Origin of the sequence: Rhodococcus sp. USK13 (assembly GCF_018343855.1) — a bacterium.
Taxonomy (GTDB): domain Bacteria; phylum Actinomycetota; class Actinomycetes; order Mycobacteriales; family Mycobacteriaceae; genus Rhodococcus_F; species Rhodococcus_F oxybenzonivorans.
Genome location: NZ_CP069242.1, coordinates 7,114,127 through 7,128,198, shown reverse-complemented (window position 1 = coordinate 7,128,198; position 14,072 = coordinate 7,114,127). Strand labels below are relative to the sequence as shown.

General features: G+C 64.1%; 16 protein-coding genes, 1 pseudogene and 1 riboswitch. Of the genes and pseudogenes, 8 read left to right on the top strand and 9 right to left on the bottom strand.

All coding sequences use genetic code 11. The annotated features are described in order from the left end of the window. Nucleotides 1-52 precede the first annotated feature (52 nt). The 3 genes from lysS (at nucleotide 53) to JQT59_RS35360 (ending at nucleotide 5,586) form a co-directional block, all read left to right on the top strand. Complete coding sequence (gene lysS / locus JQT59_RS35370; RefSeq protein WP_213574336.1) at nucleotides 53-1,564, top strand: lysine--tRNA ligase; 1,512 nt, start codon at nucleotides 53-55, stop codon at nucleotides 1,562-1,564. A 139-nt stretch (nucleotides 1,565-1,703) separates the two neighbouring features. After that, nucleotides 1,704-2,057: a histone-like nucleoid-structuring protein Lsr2 gene (locus JQT59_RS35365; protein ID WP_109326469.1), complete on the top strand. Its 354-nt coding sequence runs from the start codon at nucleotides 1,704-1,706 to the stop codon at nucleotides 2,055-2,057. Between the two features lie 991 nt (nucleotides 2,058-3,048). Further along, nucleotides 3,049-5,586: an ATP-dependent Clp protease ATP-binding subunit gene (locus JQT59_RS35360; RefSeq protein WP_109326470.1), complete on the top strand. Its 2,538-nt coding sequence runs from the start codon at nucleotides 3,049-3,051 to the stop codon at nucleotides 5,584-5,586. A 61-nt stretch (nucleotides 5,587-5,647) separates the two neighbouring features. Here JQT59_RS35360 and JQT59_RS35355 read toward each other — a convergent pair whose 3' ends face one another. Then, nucleotides 5,648-6,253 carry a TIGR03086 family metal-binding protein gene (locus JQT59_RS35355; RefSeq protein ID WP_213574335.1) on the bottom strand — a complete coding sequence of 202 codons (606 nt, stop codon included), beginning with the start codon at nucleotides 6,251-6,253 and terminating at the stop codon, nucleotides 5,648-5,650. 37 nt (nucleotides 6,254-6,290) lie between these two features. On the opposite strand from JQT59_RS35355, the gene JQT59_RS35350 reads away from it, so the two are divergent. Both JQT59_RS35350 and JQT59_RS35345 read left to right on the top strand, forming a co-directional pair. Further along, the gene (locus tag JQT59_RS35350) at nucleotides 6,291-7,241 is read left to right on the top strand and encodes a helix-turn-helix transcriptional regulator (RefSeq protein ID WP_213574333.1); all 951 of its coding nucleotides are present in this window, start codon (nucleotides 6,291-6,293) and stop codon (nucleotides 7,239-7,241) included. 36 nt (nucleotides 7,242-7,277) lie between these two features. After that, nucleotides 7,278-7,715 carry an OsmC family protein gene (locus tag JQT59_RS35345; protein ID WP_213578361.1) on the top strand — a complete coding sequence of 146 codons (438 nt, stop codon included), beginning with the start codon at nucleotides 7,278-7,280 and terminating at the stop codon, nucleotides 7,713-7,715. Between the two features lie 6 nt (nucleotides 7,716-7,721). Here JQT59_RS35345 and JQT59_RS35340 read toward each other — a convergent pair whose 3' ends face one another. The 5 genes from JQT59_RS35340 to JQT59_RS35320 are packed head-to-tail and all read right to left on the bottom strand — an operon-like array spanning nucleotide 7,722 to nucleotide 9,692. Continuing rightward, the gene (locus tag JQT59_RS35340) at nucleotides 7,722-8,057 is read right to left on the bottom strand and encodes an SH3-like domain-containing protein (RefSeq protein ID WP_213574331.1); all 336 of its coding nucleotides are present in this window, start codon (nucleotides 8,055-8,057) and stop codon (nucleotides 7,722-7,724) included. Continuing rightward, nucleotides 8,054-8,737 (bottom strand): thiocyanate hydrolase subunit gamma, encoded by a 684-nt coding sequence (gene scnC / locus JQT59_RS35335; protein ID WP_109326480.1) that lies wholly within the window; start codon nucleotides 8,735-8,737, stop codon nucleotides 8,054-8,056. The genes JQT59_RS35340 and scnC overlap by 4 nt, the downstream gene beginning before the upstream one ends. Continuing rightward, nucleotides 8,734-9,033: an SH3-like domain-containing protein gene (locus JQT59_RS37870; RefSeq protein WP_109326481.1), complete on the bottom strand. Its 300-nt coding sequence runs from the start codon at nucleotides 9,031-9,033 to the stop codon at nucleotides 8,734-8,736. The genes scnC and JQT59_RS37870 overlap by 4 nt, the downstream gene beginning before the upstream one ends. Further along, nucleotides 9,030-9,473 carry an SH3-like domain-containing protein gene (locus tag JQT59_RS37865; RefSeq protein ID WP_213574329.1) on the bottom strand — a complete coding sequence of 148 codons (444 nt, stop codon included), beginning with the start codon at nucleotides 9,471-9,473 and terminating at the stop codon, nucleotides 9,030-9,032. The genes JQT59_RS37870 and JQT59_RS37865 overlap by 4 nt, the downstream gene beginning before the upstream one ends. A 24-nt stretch (nucleotides 9,474-9,497) precedes the next feature. Beyond that, entirely contained in the window at nucleotides 9,498-9,692 is a 195-nt protein-coding gene (locus JQT59_RS35320) for a CbtB domain-containing protein (protein ID WP_159919034.1), read from the bottom strand. Nucleotides 9,693-9,935: 243 nt separating this feature from the next. Between JQT59_RS35320 and JQT59_RS35315 the strand changes: the two genes are divergently transcribed. After that, nucleotides 9,936-10,604 (top strand): DsbA family oxidoreductase, encoded by a 669-nt coding sequence (locus JQT59_RS35315; protein ID WP_213574327.1) that lies wholly within the window; start codon nucleotides 9,936-9,938, stop codon nucleotides 10,602-10,604. A gap of 116 nt (nucleotides 10,605-10,720) precedes the next feature. Further along, nucleotides 10,721-11,661 (top strand): annotated as a pseudogene (locus tag JQT59_RS35310) (DUF5996 family protein). A gap of 16 nt (nucleotides 11,662-11,677) precedes the next feature. Here the strand turns inward: JQT59_RS35310 and JQT59_RS35305 are convergent. The 3 genes from JQT59_RS35305 to mhuD all read right to left on the bottom strand — a co-directional run bounded on the left by JQT59_RS35305 (nucleotide 11,678) and on the right by mhuD (nucleotide 13,223). Next, the gene (locus JQT59_RS35305; protein WP_213574326.1) at nucleotides 11,678-12,460 is read right to left on the bottom strand and encodes a CbtA family protein; all 783 of its coding nucleotides are present in this window, start codon (nucleotides 12,458-12,460) and stop codon (nucleotides 11,678-11,680) included. Between the two features lie 17 nt (nucleotides 12,461-12,477). Continuing rightward, nucleotides 12,478-12,672: a CbtB domain-containing protein gene (locus JQT59_RS35300; protein WP_109326489.1), complete on the bottom strand. Its 195-nt coding sequence runs from the start codon at nucleotides 12,670-12,672 to the stop codon at nucleotides 12,478-12,480. 23 nt (nucleotides 12,673-12,695) lie between these two features. Continuing rightward, a riboswitch (cobalamin riboswitch) is annotated at nucleotides 12,696-12,847 on the bottom strand. Nucleotides 12,848-12,908: 61 nt separating this feature from the next. Beyond that, nucleotides 12,909-13,223, bottom strand: a complete 315-nt coding sequence (gene mhuD / locus JQT59_RS35295) for a mycobilin-forming heme oxygenase MhuD (RefSeq protein WP_109326490.1) — start codon at nucleotides 13,221-13,223, stop codon at nucleotides 12,909-12,911. A gap of 33 nt (nucleotides 13,224-13,256) precedes the next feature. On the opposite strand from mhuD, the gene JQT59_RS35290 reads away from it, so the two are divergent. Next, nucleotides 13,257-14,012 carry an alpha/beta fold hydrolase gene (locus JQT59_RS35290; protein WP_249354072.1) on the top strand — a complete coding sequence of 252 codons (756 nt, stop codon included), beginning with the start codon at nucleotides 13,257-13,259 and terminating at the stop codon, nucleotides 14,010-14,012. Nucleotides 14,013-14,072 lie beyond the last annotated feature (60 nt).

The following is a 14,072-nucleotide window of genomic DNA, read 5'->3' as shown; positions in this document are numbered from 1 at the left end:
CCGAAGACTCCTGAATAGGGGCGCCGCGGGCGGTCGATTAGGCTGGTGACCCGTGAGTGAAGCAGCAGACCAGCCAGTCGACGACACCCCCGAGCAGCTCCGGATCCGTCAGGAGAAGCGTGCGCGGATCCTCGCGGAGGGGCGCGAGGCGTACCCGGTGTCGGTTGCGCGCACCCACACGCTGTCGGAGATCCGCGCGAAGTACCCGGAGCTGGCGCCCGACACCACGACAGGTGACGTGGTCGGTGTCGCGGGTCGTGTCATCTTCGTCCGCAACACGGGCAAGTTGTGCTTCGCGACGCTGCAGGAAGGCGACGGCACCCAGCTGCAGGCGATGATCAGTCTCGCCTCTGTCGGGGAGGAGGCGCTCGCTTCCTGGAAGGCCGATGTCGATCTCGGTGATTTCGTGTTCGTCCACGGTGAGGTGATCAGCTCCCGTCGCGGCGAGCTGAGCGTGATGGCCGATTCGTGGCAGATCGCCGCGAAGTCACTTCGTCCCTTGCCGGTAGCGCACAAGGAGATGAGCGAGGAGTCGCGCGTCCGGCAGCGATACGCCGACCTGATCGTGCGAGCAGAGGCGCGCGAGAATGCGCGCAAGCGGGTGGCCGTAGTGCGAGAACTGCGCAATGGTCTCGAGCGCCGCGGATTCCTCGAGGTCGAGACACCGATGTTGCAGACGCTCCACGGTGGCGCCGCGGCCCGGCCGTTCGTCACTCATTCCAATGCCCTCGACATCGACCTCTATCTGCGTATTGCGCCGGAACTGTTCCTGAAGAGGTGCGTCGTCGGCGGTATCGAGAAGGTTTTCGAAATCAATCGCAATTTCCGGAACGAAGGCGTCGATTCCACCCATTCGCCGGAATTCGCGATGCTCGAGACCTACGAGGCCTACGGCACGTACGACGATTCCGCCGTTATGATCCGTGAACTGGTTCAGGAAGTCGCCGAGGCGGCTTTCGGATCGACCGTGGTGACACTTGCGGACGGCACGGAATACGACTTCGGTGGCGAATGGAAGACCCTCGAGATGTATCCGTCGCTGTCACAGGCGATCGGTGTCGAGGTCACCCCCGCGACCACTGTCGACGAATTGCTTGCGCTCGCTCAGAAGGTAGGCCTCGAGGTACCCAAGGACAAGGGGTACGGGCACGGAAAGCTTGTGGAAGAACTGTGGGAGCACCAGTGCGGCGACCAGTTGTACGAGCCCACGTTCGTTCGGAACTTCCCGGTCGAGACGTCTCCGCTCACACGGGACCACCGGACCGAACCGGGAATCACGGAGAAGTGGGACCTGTATGTGCGCGGCTTCGAGTTGGCCACCGGCTATTCGGAATTGGTCGATCCGGTGATTCAGCGTGAGCGTTTCGTCGATCAGGCCCGGCTGGCCTCGGCCGGTGACGACGAGGCGATGGTCCTCGACGAGGAATTCCTCGCGGCGATGGAGCAGGGAATGCCTCCGACTACCGGTACCGGAATGGGAATCGATCGACTGCTCATGGCATTGACGGGATTGGGAATCCGGGAAACAATCCTCTTTCCCATTGTGCGCCCCTCGTACCGCTGATTCACCTCGACGAAATCGTGCGAATAAGATAAGTCCATTCTCCGGATTCCAAGACGACGAATCAAGGGTATGGTTACCTCCGGGTAGTAGCTCGCGTTGACGATGACACGTTCGCTTCATTCGAGAGGAAATTCATCCCATGGCCAAGAAGGTTACCGTCACCCTGATCGACGACGTCGATCAAGAGGCATCTGCTGATGAGACCGTCGAGTTCGGACTCGACGGTGTCCAGTACGAGATCGACCTTTCCTCGGAGAATGCGGCTAAATTGCGCGAGCAGCTCGACGTGTGGGTTTCGCATGCCCGAAAGGTCAGTTCGCGCAAGCGTGGCAAGACCGTGGCGGCGGCCCCGGCCGCTACCAAGTCCCGCGTTTCCGTCGACCGGGAACAGAGCGCCGCGATCCGTGAATGGGCGCGTAAGAACAACAAAAAGGTTTCTGCACGCGGACGGATCTCTGCCGAAATTATCGACGCGTACAACAAAGCGAACTGAATGTCGGCTGGGAACAGAATTCGCTGAATCGCTCCCCGGGAGACTTCTCGGCTGTTACGGTCCACGACTGATCGGATAATCGGTTAATGCGGGACTGGCCACGCCTCGTTGCGTGCGGATTTCGGCAATTCTGTTCCTGGCGTTCGGGCTGTAGGCCGACAGGGGACCGGCCTCGGCGTAACAGCCCGTTCCGGAGCGGAATCATCCCTGTCCGGTGTGCTGCGCGAAGCGACAACACAGATGCTCTCGCCTACACCGACCTGAACCGTCGCGTGCTCGCCGACCTTCGGCCGTGTCTCGGACGCTACTTTCCGGCCCCGTCGCCGCCGCCGGTTTCCGGCCCCATCGCCGCCGCTGGTTTCCGGCGAGCTTGTGGCTGCGTCCTCGAGCGCCGACGTGTCTGCTGTGCCCGCAGTCGTGTCGGGGGACCGCGCCGGCAGGGAGTGGGTGGCGAACACACAGGTCATCGACATACCCTGTCGGGATAGGCCGGACTGGCGGGCTTTCTGTTCGTGCGGCAACGCTGCGACGGAAACGACTGCGCGCGGGTCGCGTACTTCGCCGGACTGTCGAAGCTTGGTAGCTGTCGTCGACCCATCCGGCCACGTCCTTGCGACGAACAACTGGACAGAAGTACCTGTTCGAGCCGAACCCCGGCGGCTAGAAACGGTGGCCTCAGCGGACTTGCGGTCCCTGTTCGCTCCCGGCGTACAGGGAAGCGAAACGAATGCCGGAGCTGGGGCGTTGAATACGATAAGCAGGCTCGCCCGCTCACCTAAAGGGGTGGAGGGGCAGCAGGTCGATCGGCAGCCAACTAGAGTATGAGATGGGGTCGTGGAACCTTCGTCGGTTCGAGGCTGAGGCGCCAGTTCAGGGCTGAGGCGTTCGAGCAGGCGGTGGCGATCTGCTTGTTGTGCCGGAGCGAAACGCGGCGAACAGGGACGAGACACCCGGTCTCGTGACTGCTCGTCGGAAAGTGTGAGGGAGAGCGATGTTCGAGAGGTTCACCGATCGCGCACGGCGCGTTGTTGTCCTGGCTCAAGAAGAAGCCAGGATGCTCAACCACAACTACATCGGTACGGAGCACATCCTGCTCGGCCTCATTCACGAGGGCGAAGGTGTCGCTGCCAAGTCGCTGGAGTCGTTGGGCATCTCCCTCGAAGGAGTGCGCAGCCAGGTCGAGGAGATCATCGGCCAGGGCCAGCAGGCCCCGTCCGGCCACATCCCCTTCACCCCGCGTGCCAAAAAGGTCCTGGAGCTCAGCCTGCGCGAGGCGCTGCAGCTCGGACACAACTACATCGGTACGGAGCACATCCTGCTCGGCCTCATCCGCGAGGGTGAAGGTGTCGCGGCGCAGGTGCTGGTCAAGCTCGGTGCCGATCTCAATCGCGTGCGCCAGCAGGTCATCCAGCTGCTGTCCGGTTACCAGGGCAAGGAGCCGGCCGAAGCGGGCGGCACTCGCGGCGAGGCGGGCACCCCGTCGACGTCGCTGGTGCTCGACCAGTTCGGTCGCAACCTCACCCAGGCAGCCCTCGAAGGCAAGCTCGACCCCGTCATCGGCCGCTCGAAGGAAATCGAGCGTGTCATGCAGGTGCTGTCGCGCCGTACCAAGAACAACCCCGTGCTGATCGGCGAGCCCGGTGTCGGTAAGACCGCCGTCGTGGAAGGTCTCGCCCAGGCCATCGTCAACGGCGAGGTCCCCGAGACGCTCAAGGACAAGCAGCTGTACACGCTCGACCTCGGGTCGCTCGTGGCCGGCAGCCGCTACCGCGGTGACTTCGAGGAACGCCTGAAGAAGGTCCTCAAGGAGATCAACACCCGCGGCGACATCATCCTGTTCATCGACGAGCTGCACACCCTCGTGGGTGCCGGCGCGGCCGAGGGCGCCATCGACGCGGCCTCGATCCTCAAGCCCAAGCTCGCTCGCGGTGAACTGCAGACCATCGGTGCCACCACCCTCGACGAGTACCGCAAGTACATCGAGAAGGACGCCGCACTCGAGCGCCGGTTCCAGCCGGTGCAGGTCGGTGAGCCGACGGTGGAACACACCATCGAGATCCTGAAGGGTCTTCGCGACCGCTACGAGGCGCATCACCGCGTGTCCATCACGGACGGTGCACTCGTTGCTGCCGCCACGCTGGCCGACCGCTACATCAACGACCGCTTCCTCCCCGACAAGGCGATCGACCTCATCGACGAGGCCGGAGCCCGGATGCGTATCCGCCGGATGACCGCACCGCCGGACCTGCGCGAATTCGACGACAAGATCGCCGATGCCCGCCGTGAGAAGGAATCTGCGATCGACGCGCAGGACTTCGAGAAGGCCGCGAACCTGCGGGACAAGGAGAAGACCCTCGTCGCGCAGCGTGCGGAGCGGGAGAAGCAGTGGCGTTCAGGTGACCTGGACGTCATCGCCGAGGTCGACGACGAGCAGATCGCCGAGGTTCTGGGCAACTGGACCGGCATCCCCGTGTTCAAGCTCACCGAGGAGGAGACCACGCGTCTGCTCCGCATGGAGGAGGAGCTGCACAAGCGGATTATCGGTCAGGAAGACGCGGTCAAGGCTGTCGCCAAGGCCATCCGTCGTACTCGTGCCGGCCTGAAGGATCCGAAGCGTCCGTCCGGTTCGTTCATCTTCGCCGGCCCGTCCGGTGTCGGTAAGACCGAGCTGGCCAAGTCTCTCGCCAACTTCCTGTTCGGCGAGGACGACGCTCTCATCCAGATCGACATGGGTGAGTTCCACGACCGCTTCACCGCGTCGCGGCTGTTCGGTGCCCCTCCCGGCTACGTCGGCTACGAAGAGGGCGGCCAGCTCACCGAGAAGGTGCGCCGCAAGCCGTTCAGCGTTGTGTTGTTCGACGAGATCGAGAAGGCACACCAGGAGATCTACAACACCCTCCTGCAGGTGCTCGAAGACGGCCGTCTCACCGACGGCCAGGGCCGGACCGTGGACTTCAAGAACACGGTGCTCATCTTCACCTCGAACCTCGGAACCTCGGACATCTCCAAGGCTGTGGGCCTCGGATTCACGTCGGGCAAGGGCGACGAGTCGAACTACGAGCGGATGAAGCTCAAGGTCAACGACGAGCTCAAGAAGCACTTCCGGCCCGAGTTCCTCAACCGCATCGACGACATCGTCGTCTTCCACCAGCTCACCACCGAGCAGATCGTCAAGATGGTGGACCTGATGGTGGCACGCGTCGAGGTGGCGCTGAAGAACAAGGATATGACCATGGCGGTCACCGACAAGGCCAAGTCGCTTCTGGCCAAGCGTGGCTTCGATCCGGTCCTGGGTGCACGGCCGCTGCGCCGCACCATCCAGCGCGAGATCGAGGACCAGCTGTCGGAGAAGATCCTCTTCGGCGAGGTCGGCCCCGGTCAGATCGTGTACGTCGACGTCGAGAACTGGGACGGCGAGGGTGCGGGCGAGGACGCGAAGTTCACGTTCCGCGGCGAGACCAAGCCGGTCACGGTGCCCGATGAGGTTCCGATCGACCTGGCCAAGTCGGGCGCGTCCGACTCGGAGTAAGCAACTAGACGAACGGGCCGCCAGTGGATTTCCACCGGCGGCCCGTTCGTCGTATGCGGGGTCAGACGCTCTTGCGTCCGGACCAGTTGGCCAGGCGCTCGGTCGGGCCCGCGGCAGGCTGGGGATCGACCACTTCGGCGAATGGAACATGTCCACCGCGGACTTCGGCCGGAATCGCCTGTCGGGCGACGGCGAGCGCGGCTTCGGCGAGCGCGGGCCGAGCTTCGGAGTGCTGACCGGTGGCGACAGCGATGTCCCAGCCGTGCACCAGTGTCTCGTTGATGTATCCCCACACGGCCGCACGGCCGGGCACCGTCCCCCACGGCGCTCGAACGTCGGCGTCCAACCGGTCGTCGCTCCAGGCCGGCCACATCCGTTCGATCGCGGACCGATAGGCGGCTGCGTAGTCACCGTCGGAGAAGTCGGTGACGACGAGGGGGATCGTGCTCGGATCCCCGCCTTCGCCGATGACCCGGGCGCGTTCCACGGTGGCCACCAGATGGCCGAGAAGGGTGCGGACGTCGAAGTCGGCGCACGGGGTCGACGCCGCCAGCTGGTCTTCGCGGACCGCGTCGATGAGGCCGGTAGTCCAGGCGAGTGCCTCGCGGTAGAGGGGACGGGGATCGGTGGTCTGTGTCGTCATGCGGCAACTATCGCCGCGAAACATGACATCTCCTGTCATGTATTTCTGCGAGACTTTTCCCATGCGTGCCGACCGTCTGCTGTCGCTGGTGCTGCTGCTCCGAAACCGTGGTCGGATGTCGGCGTCGGCGCTCGCCCGCGAGCTCGAGGTATCGCCGCGTACCGTGCTGCGTGACATCGACGCTCTGTCGACGGCGGGGATACCGGTGTATGCCGAGCGTGGCCGGGACGGCGGCTTCGAACTGCTCCCCGGATTCACGACGGACCTCACCGGGCTGACCGTCGACGAGGCTAAAGCTCTGCTGGCGGCCGGTTCCGCCGCCACCTCGCAGTCACTGGGCATGGCTCCGGCCTTTGCTTCGGCGATGCGCAAGGTGGTGGCGGCGATGCCCGACGCACACCGCGCAGCGGCCACCAAGGTCGCCGAACGGATTTTCGTCACTCAGGGAACCTGGCTGTCGGACCCGGACCAAGCCGAGGAACATCTCGGCCTGATCCAGCAGGCCGTGTTCGTCGGACGTCGCCTGAGCATTCTGTACGCGTCGAGGGGCGCGGCGGCGGTCCGGCGAATTGTCGACCCGCTGGGACTCATTTATGCGTCCGGACGGTGGTACCTCGTCGCCATGGATGCCGGCAGGGAGAGGATGTACCGACTCGAGCGCATCGAGGAGGCAGTCGAACTCGAGGAACCTGCGCACCGGCCGACCGACATCGACCTCGCCGCCATCTGGCAGCGTCGCCGCGCAGCGTTCCGGGCGAGAACGGAACCGGTTGTCGCGGACGTACTCGTGCGGGTGGCCCGTCGGGACGATCTCGTGGAACGGGTGTTCGGTGTGCGCTCCCAGTCCGTGTTCGACCGTAGTCGGGTTCGCCTCGAGGTGGTGTTCGGCGACCGCGCCCATGCGCACGGTGTGCTCTGGGCGATGGGCGACGATGTCGAGGTCCTGGAACCTCCGGATCTGCGGACAGAACTGCGGTCCAGAGCGATGCGCATGCTCGCACGGTACGAGTAGGTTCGAGGAGAACTGATGTCACACGAGAGGATCGGCATGCCGACACGTACTGCACGCACCGCCTGGAACGGAACGCTCGAACAGGGAGGGGGGCAAGTCGAACTCACCAGCTCGGGAGTTGCCACTTTCGACGTGTCGTTCCCCAAGCGAGCGGCCGACAACGCGGACGAAACCACCAGCCCCGAAGAGTTGATCGCCGCAGCACACTCGTCCTGCTTCGCGATGCAGTTGTCCGCGCTGATCGCGGAGGCAGGCGGGACTCCGCAGAGTCTCGAGGTGAAAGCCGATGTGTCCCTGGGCCCGGACACTCCGGGTTTCAAGCTGACCGGCATCCTTCTCACCGTGCGAGGTGAAGTGGAGGGCCTGGACGCCGACGGGTTCGCCAAAGCCGCACAGGCGGCCAAGGAGTCGTGTCCTGTCAGCAAGGCGTTGACCGGTGTCGAGATCACGCTCGACGCGGCCCTCGAGTCCTGAGCCGCGTCACTGCCGGTTGAATCGGGCGCGGATCTCTTCCATCTTGGCCTGTAGCTCCTCTTGACTGATCACGCCCCTGTCCATCAGCGCATGGGCAGTCGCGATGACGGAGCGGCTGCGGACCGGGAAGTCGCGGTAGACGGTCTCGCCCAGCTCGTCCTCGGTGTGGCGCCTCTCGAGATTGTCGAAGGCGCCACGCCAGGACAGGCATTCAGCCGTGGCCTGCATTCTCGATTCCCAGGGGTCGGGTTTACGGTCGAGGTCGGGAAGCGTGGCATCGTCACGGGTCGTGGAGGGTGTCAACGTGTTCAGGAGTACCTCGTAACCTTTGTCGGTCATCACTGTGGGCCTCCGACAGAGGGTGGCGTGGTCGCCGTCCAGTCCACCTGGGGTACTGCCACACCGATCATGGTGTCGCGGGTAACGATCGATGCGAGTTGCTCTTCACTCCAATCCTCGGTTCCGGACGGCCGCATCGGCATCACCATGAACCGGGATTTCTGATTCGAGTCGTGGACGCGCACTTCCACATCGGGCGGAAAGTGCAAGCCGAACTCTGCTATGACTTCCCGGGGCCAGCGGACCATCCGGCGCCGGTAGTTGGGCGTGCGGTACCAATCGGGTGACATCCCCAGAACGGGTCGCGGGTAGCAGGAACACAGCGTGCAAACGATGACGTTGTGCACCTTCGGCGTGTTTTCCAGCACGTAGAAGTAGGTGTAGTCGCTCGGTGTCCCGGACCCGGTAGGATCGCGCCAGTCGATTCCGACTTCCTTGCACGTCTCGGTTCCGTCGGCCAACAGCCGCTTCTTGAATTCGGGGTCGACCCATGCTTTGGCGACGAGCTTGGACCCTCCGGAGGGCCCGACGGATTCGGCCCACTCCGAGAATCTGCGATGGTCCTCGTGGGAGAACAGGCCGTGCTCGATGGACAGTTCGCGGATCGCCGTTTCGAGGATCTCGAATTCGCTGATCTCCTCCGACGCTTGGATCGGGGTGTGGTCGTCGTGCGAATGCGTCATGTCTCAGCCTCCCCTGCAAGCTCGAGCCAGCGCTCGGAGCATTCGGTTTCCAAAGTGTCGACGTCGAAGCCGGTGTAGCGAGGCCACAGGTCGGTCTGCTTGAACCGCACTACATAGAACGGTTCCGTTCGTCCGTCGTCCACCCTTCCCCACGCCTCGTCTTCGGGTATCACCCATTCCGGGCGATATTCGACGATCACGCCGGTGTGCCCGCGGATGAACGCTTGAGTTCTGGTGTGGAACATCGACGTCGCGTCCCGGACGGTGACCCGATCGCCGATCCGGAATTTACTCATGACGGACTCCCACCTGCTCGTTGGTCACTCGACCGCCGGCGCACCTCGTCGATCTTCGCGGAAAGTTCGTCAGGGGTGATGAGGCCTTTGTTGATCAGTGTCTTGGCCGCCACCGTGATCCACCGGGCGTAGTACGGCAGACCGAAATAGAGCGTTGCACCCAGGTCGTTCTCGGCACGACGGCGCTCTTCCGAATTCCACACACCCCGCCATCCGAGGCATTCACAAGTGACGTAGGTGCGCATCTCCCAGTCTTCTTCCACCTTCTCCTCGTACGGAACGGGAAGAGCGGGCTGGCCGCCGACATCGTGTAGGACATGCCGCAACGCGTCGAAAGCAGCGTTGGAAAGGTAATAGGGCGAATCCATTTCGGCGTGGTGGACTGGGGTGAATTCGGCGACGCGATCGGCCTGTGCTTCGAATTCCGCTCTAGGGTTCATCTCCGGCTCCGGTCCTGGATGGAACTAGTGGCAGGGAAGTCCCAGTAGGTGGCGTCCGTCGTGCATCAGTTCGTGCAGGTACATGCCACTTCGAGAGATCACGCCCTGGTCGAACCCGACCAGGTAGAGCATGAGGAGGGAAAGAAGGACGACGCCGACGGTTATCGACACGACTCCGAGAGTTTCGACAGTCCTGCCCGGCGAAGCGACGTACACCATGATTTCCCCTGAATGAGTGCGGGTTCGAGAACTACGTCCACTGCCGATCATCCGGGCATTGCGGCGAGCGCCCCTCGATCAGCGGCACGACCGTTTCGACGTTACTCCCGGTACCGAAGACCGACTACTGTCCCGGCGGGCCGAATCCCGGGTGCGCAAATGCGGCGCGGCGGACCAAGACAAACCCAACTTCTGCGGTCGACGTCACGGAACAGAAAGCGGCTTCGAACTGTTTCCTGAACTGTGACGACACAACTCGACGACTCCGCTCGTACCATCGAGATCGAAATCTGGTCGGACGTGGCCTGCCCGTGGTGTTACATCGGCAGGCACCGCTTCCTCGATGCCCTCTCGGACTTCGAGGGGCGTGAGCGAGTGCGGGTGGCGTGGCGGGCGTATCAACTGTCGCCGGAAACACCGGCAGGGGAGCGTCGCAGCGAGCTCGACGCCCTCGTGCAGAGCAAAGGTCTGCCTGCAGAACAGGTGCGTCAGATGTTCGAACACGTGTCGCGTACTGCCGCAGAGGAAGGGCTCAGGCTCGACTTCGACACCGTGATCGCCGCCAACACGTTCGACGCGCACCGTCTGATTCACCTCGCGGGCGACTCTCGCGACGCGGTGGTGGAGGCGCTGTTCCGCGCGCACTTCAGTGAGGGCGCGGTGATCGACGATCGGGCCGTTCTGGTCGACATTGCATCGTGTACCGGTCTCGACCCTGATGTCGTACGGAAGCAGCTGGACTCCGACGCCGGCGCGGATACCGTACGCGCTGACCTCGACACTGCACGACAGTTGCAGGTATCGGCGGTGCCGTTCTTCGTGGCAGACCGCCGAATTGCGGTGTCGGGTGCTCAACCGAAGGACGTGTTCCTTCAGCTGCTGACACAGGCGAGCGCAGCGCCGGTGGACTGACGAGGCCAGTGTCCGCGCCAGTGGACTCCACCCCTACCCGGGCGTCGGTGCGACGCGCTTGCCATCGCCTTGGCCGAAGAGCACATTGAAATGCACGTCATCGGCAGGGAGGCACTGTGCGCGAGCAGACACGATCCAGAGACACATGGCCTGCGTTGAAAGTGGACGACTGGACCTCGACACGGGACACCCTGCACATGTGGACGCAGATCGTCGGGAAGATCCGCTTGGCCCACGCACCGTTGATCAACCACTGGTGGCAGGTTCCGCTGTACGTGAGCCCCCGCGGTCTCACGACGTCGACAGTCCCGTACGGCACCGAATGTTTCGATATCGAATTCGACTTCGCCGACCATCGACTGGTGATCCGCACGAGCACGGGCGGCAGCGGGACGGTTGCCCTCGAACCGAAGTCGGTGGCCGATTTCTACACAGAGACGATGGACACGCTGGACGAACTGGGTGTGGCGACCACCATTCGGGCCCGGCCCAACGAGGTGAACCCAGCCGTTCCGTTCGCGGAGGACACCCAGCACTGCTCGTACGACGGTGAGTCGGTGTACCGGTTCTGGCGGCAGCTCGTGCAGGCGGACCGGGTGTTGCACGAGTTCCGTTCGCATTTCATCGGGAAGGTCAGTCCCGTGCACTTTTTTTGGGGTGCGCTCGACCTGGCCTGTACCCGGTTCTCCGGGAAACCGCGCCGACTCACCCTGGGGGAGCGCCGAACTGCGGAGACTGGGTGATGGTCGAGGGCTACTCGCACGAGCTGAGCAGCTGCGGTTTCTGGCCCGGTGGTGGCGCCGAAGGCGCATTCTATGCGTACGCCTACCCTGAGCCGGATGGCTTCGCCGACTACCCGGTCGGGCCCGACGGAGCCATCTACAGCGGAGAATTCCGGCAGTTCTTGCTGCCGTATGAGGCCGTCCGAACTGCAGACGATCCGGATCTGGCACTGCTGACGTTCCTGCACAGCACGTACGACGCGGCTGCCGAACTGGGTGGCTGGGACCGGGCCGCCCTGGAGGCGGACCCGGCCCGGTGGGACAAATTCCGTTGACGCCTTGGAAGGCGCGTCAGCCGGCGTTCGCCGACGCGGGCGCCTGCGCCCGGCTGGCACGCTCGGTGAGGAACGCGAACACGAGACCGAGAGCGAGCCACAGGGTTGCCTGGGTGGCGAGGGAAGCGAGGCGGAAATCCCACAACAGGCCGGCAGGGAAGTCGTCGCCCACCTCGTCGACGGTAGGCAGAATCAAATATCCGACCGTGACCACGACCAGGAAAGCGGCCACCGGGGCCGCGATGCGCGTCGACAGGAATTCCTGAGCAGCTACCGCTTTCGCGGCGAATACCGAGGCGACCACGGCGAGCAGACCCAGCACCACCACGGCGAGCCACAGCCAGGTGCGACTGGTGATCGTCTCGGGATCGCCGACGGCCGGCGGATTGGCCGGGTACTTGAAGAACGGAACGGCTTCGATCGCCAGCCACCCGAGTGACGCGAGCACCATACCGAGCACCGGACCCGAAAGCGTGGTCACCCTGCGCGCGTAGTGCGCGACGACGGCAAATATCGCCCCGAGCGCCAGTCCGGCGAGTGACGTCGCGAGGAACAGACCGAACCGCTGTCCGTTGCGACTGACCAGGGCTTCTTCCTCGTCGTGCGAATGGCCTGCCGGTGCAGTCGATTCCGCCCCGCCGTGCGAGTGGTCGGCGCTACCCGCTTCCTCGATCGCGATGGCGGCGTCGATGTGCGATTCGCCGAGGACGAATGCCACGCCGCCGGCGAGGATTCCGGCAATCAAGCCTGCAAGCAGACCGCGAATCAGTAATTTCCCGAAGGACTCGCTCGGTGTCATGTTCGCGGATGACTCGCTCAGTGGCACGGAAGGCCCAGCAGGTGGCGCCCGTCATGCATCAGTTCGTGCATGTACATGCCGCTGCGCGAAATCGCGCCCTGGTCGAATCCCACGAGGTAGAGAGCAAGCATCGCGAAAAGGACGATCGCGAACGAGATGACGGCGAGCCGGGTCGAATCGACCGATGCGCCGGGTGCGTAGACGAGTGCCATGGTTCCTCCTGGGATGTCGCGTCCCCTAGGTTCATGCGATGGCCGCAGTATCTGGCTGTCGAGGTGGTTCCCGCATCTTGCCGTGGCCTAGCTGAGGGACTACTCCGATTTACAGTGGCGCGACCGCTCCGGTTTTGCACCGGATTCCTGCCGAACCATCGCTTTGTCTTGCGAACTTTCGCACCCGGCGGGCCGCCGTGTCAATGTTCGCCTCGAGGTTTGTGTCGAGCAGGTCCTCAGCGGTCGGCCGCTGCCGAGACGTCGAGAACCACCTCGAACTCGAGCAGAGACGCGCCGGACGCCACCGGCTTCTGCCGCTCACCAGCGTGCGCTTCCCGTGCAGGGCCGTCGCGCCACGCCTCGAACGCCTCTTCGCTCTCCCACTGGGTGACGACGAAGTAGCGGTTCTCGCCCTTGACCGGGCGCAGAAGCTGGAACCCGAGAAAGCCTGGGGAATTCTCGACGGCATGCGCGCGTCCTGCGAAGCGCTTCTCCAGTTCGGGGCCCGCACCCTCGGGAACTTCGATTGCATTGATCTTCACCACTGCCATGCTTCGGGAGGGTACTCCGCTAGCGTCGCAGGCGTGGTGGGTGAGAGTGCGTTGCACGACGAGGGCGGCACCGGACGACCGATTCTGCTGCTGCACGGGTTGATGGGCAGTGCGCGGACGTGGCGCAGGCACGTTCCGTGGCTGCGCGAACACGGCCACGTCTACACGTTCGACGCTGCAGGCCACGGCCGCCCCGCCCCGCCCGTGCTGTCGACGGAAGCATTCGTCGAAGACCTGGCGGCGGCATTGAGTCCGGTCGCCGAGCCGCTGGTCGTCATCGGGCATTCGATGGGCGCCTTGCACGCGTGGTGCCTGGCCGCCGAGTTCCCGGAGAAGGTCGCCGCTCTCGTTCTGGAAGACATGGCGCCTGATTTTCGTGGCCGTACCGCCGACGACTGGGCGGCGATGATCTCGAACTGGCCGCAATCGTTCGAGACGCGAGAGGCGCTCGTCGAGTTCTTCGGACCTGTCGCGGGTCAGTACTTCCTCGACTCGTTCGAGCAGCGTGCCGACGGCTGGTACCTGCACGGTGAGGTCGAGACGTTTCGCGACATCTCCGCCGAGTGGGGCGACCGGCACTTCTGGGCTCAGTGGGCCTCGATCACGGTGCCGGCGCTGCTGATCGAGGGCGAGTACACCATCACCCCCGAGGGTCAGATGCGGACGATGGCGGAGCGGCATCCCCGCGCCGAATATGTCCGCATCGAGCAGGCCGGGCACCTCGTCCACGATGATCAGCCCGAGCAGTACAGGAAAGTGGTCGAGGAATTCCTGCACGGACTGACCTGAGCGCACGGTTGCGCAGTGGTTTGTCAGCTGCGGACGCAATTGTGGAGGTTTCCAGCAGTT

Coding starts and splice junctions, on each gene's coding strand:
- JQT59_RS35355 (WP_213574335.1), bottom strand. CDS start 6,253: ATGTTTCGCGGCGATAGTTGCCGCATGACGACACAGACCACCGATCCC.
- JQT59_RS37870 (WP_109326481.1), bottom strand. CDS start 9,033: ATGAGTAAATTCCGGATCGGCGATCGGGTCACCGTCCGGGACGCGACG.
- JQT59_RS35350 (WP_213574333.1), top strand. CDS start 6,291: ATGCGTGCCGACCGTCTGCTGTCGCTGGTGCTGCTGCTCCGAAACCGT.
- JQT59_RS37865 (WP_213574329.1), bottom strand. CDS start 9,473: ATGAACCCTAGAGCGGAATTCGAAGCACAGGCCGATCGCGTCGCCGAA.
- scnC (WP_109326480.1), bottom strand. CDS start 8,737: ATGACGCATTCGCACGACGACCACACCCCGATCCAAGCGTCGGAGGAG.
- JQT59_RS35365 (WP_109326469.1), top strand. CDS start 1,704: ATGGCCAAGAAGGTTACCGTCACCCTGATCGACGACGTCGATCAAGAG.
- JQT59_RS35345 (WP_213578361.1), top strand. CDS start 7,278: ATGCCGACACGTACTGCACGCACCGCCTGGAACGGAACGCTCGAACAG.
- JQT59_RS35320 (WP_159919034.1), bottom strand. CDS start 9,692: ATGGTGTACGTCGCTTCGCCGGGCAGGACTGTCGAAACTCTCGGAGTC.
- JQT59_RS35305 (WP_213574326.1), bottom strand. CDS start 12,460: ATGACACCGAGCGAGTCCTTCGGGAAATTACTGATTCGCGGTCTGCTT.
- JQT59_RS35360 (WP_109326470.1), top strand. CDS start 3,049: ATGTTCGAGAGGTTCACCGATCGCGCACGGCGCGTTGTTGTCCTGGCT.
- mhuD (WP_109326490.1), bottom strand. CDS start 13,223: ATGGCAGTGGTGAAGATCAATGCAATCGAAGTTCCCGAGGGTGCGGGC.
- JQT59_RS35300 (WP_109326489.1), bottom strand. CDS start 12,672: ATGGCACTCGTCTACGCACCCGGCGCATCGGTCGATTCGACCCGGCTC.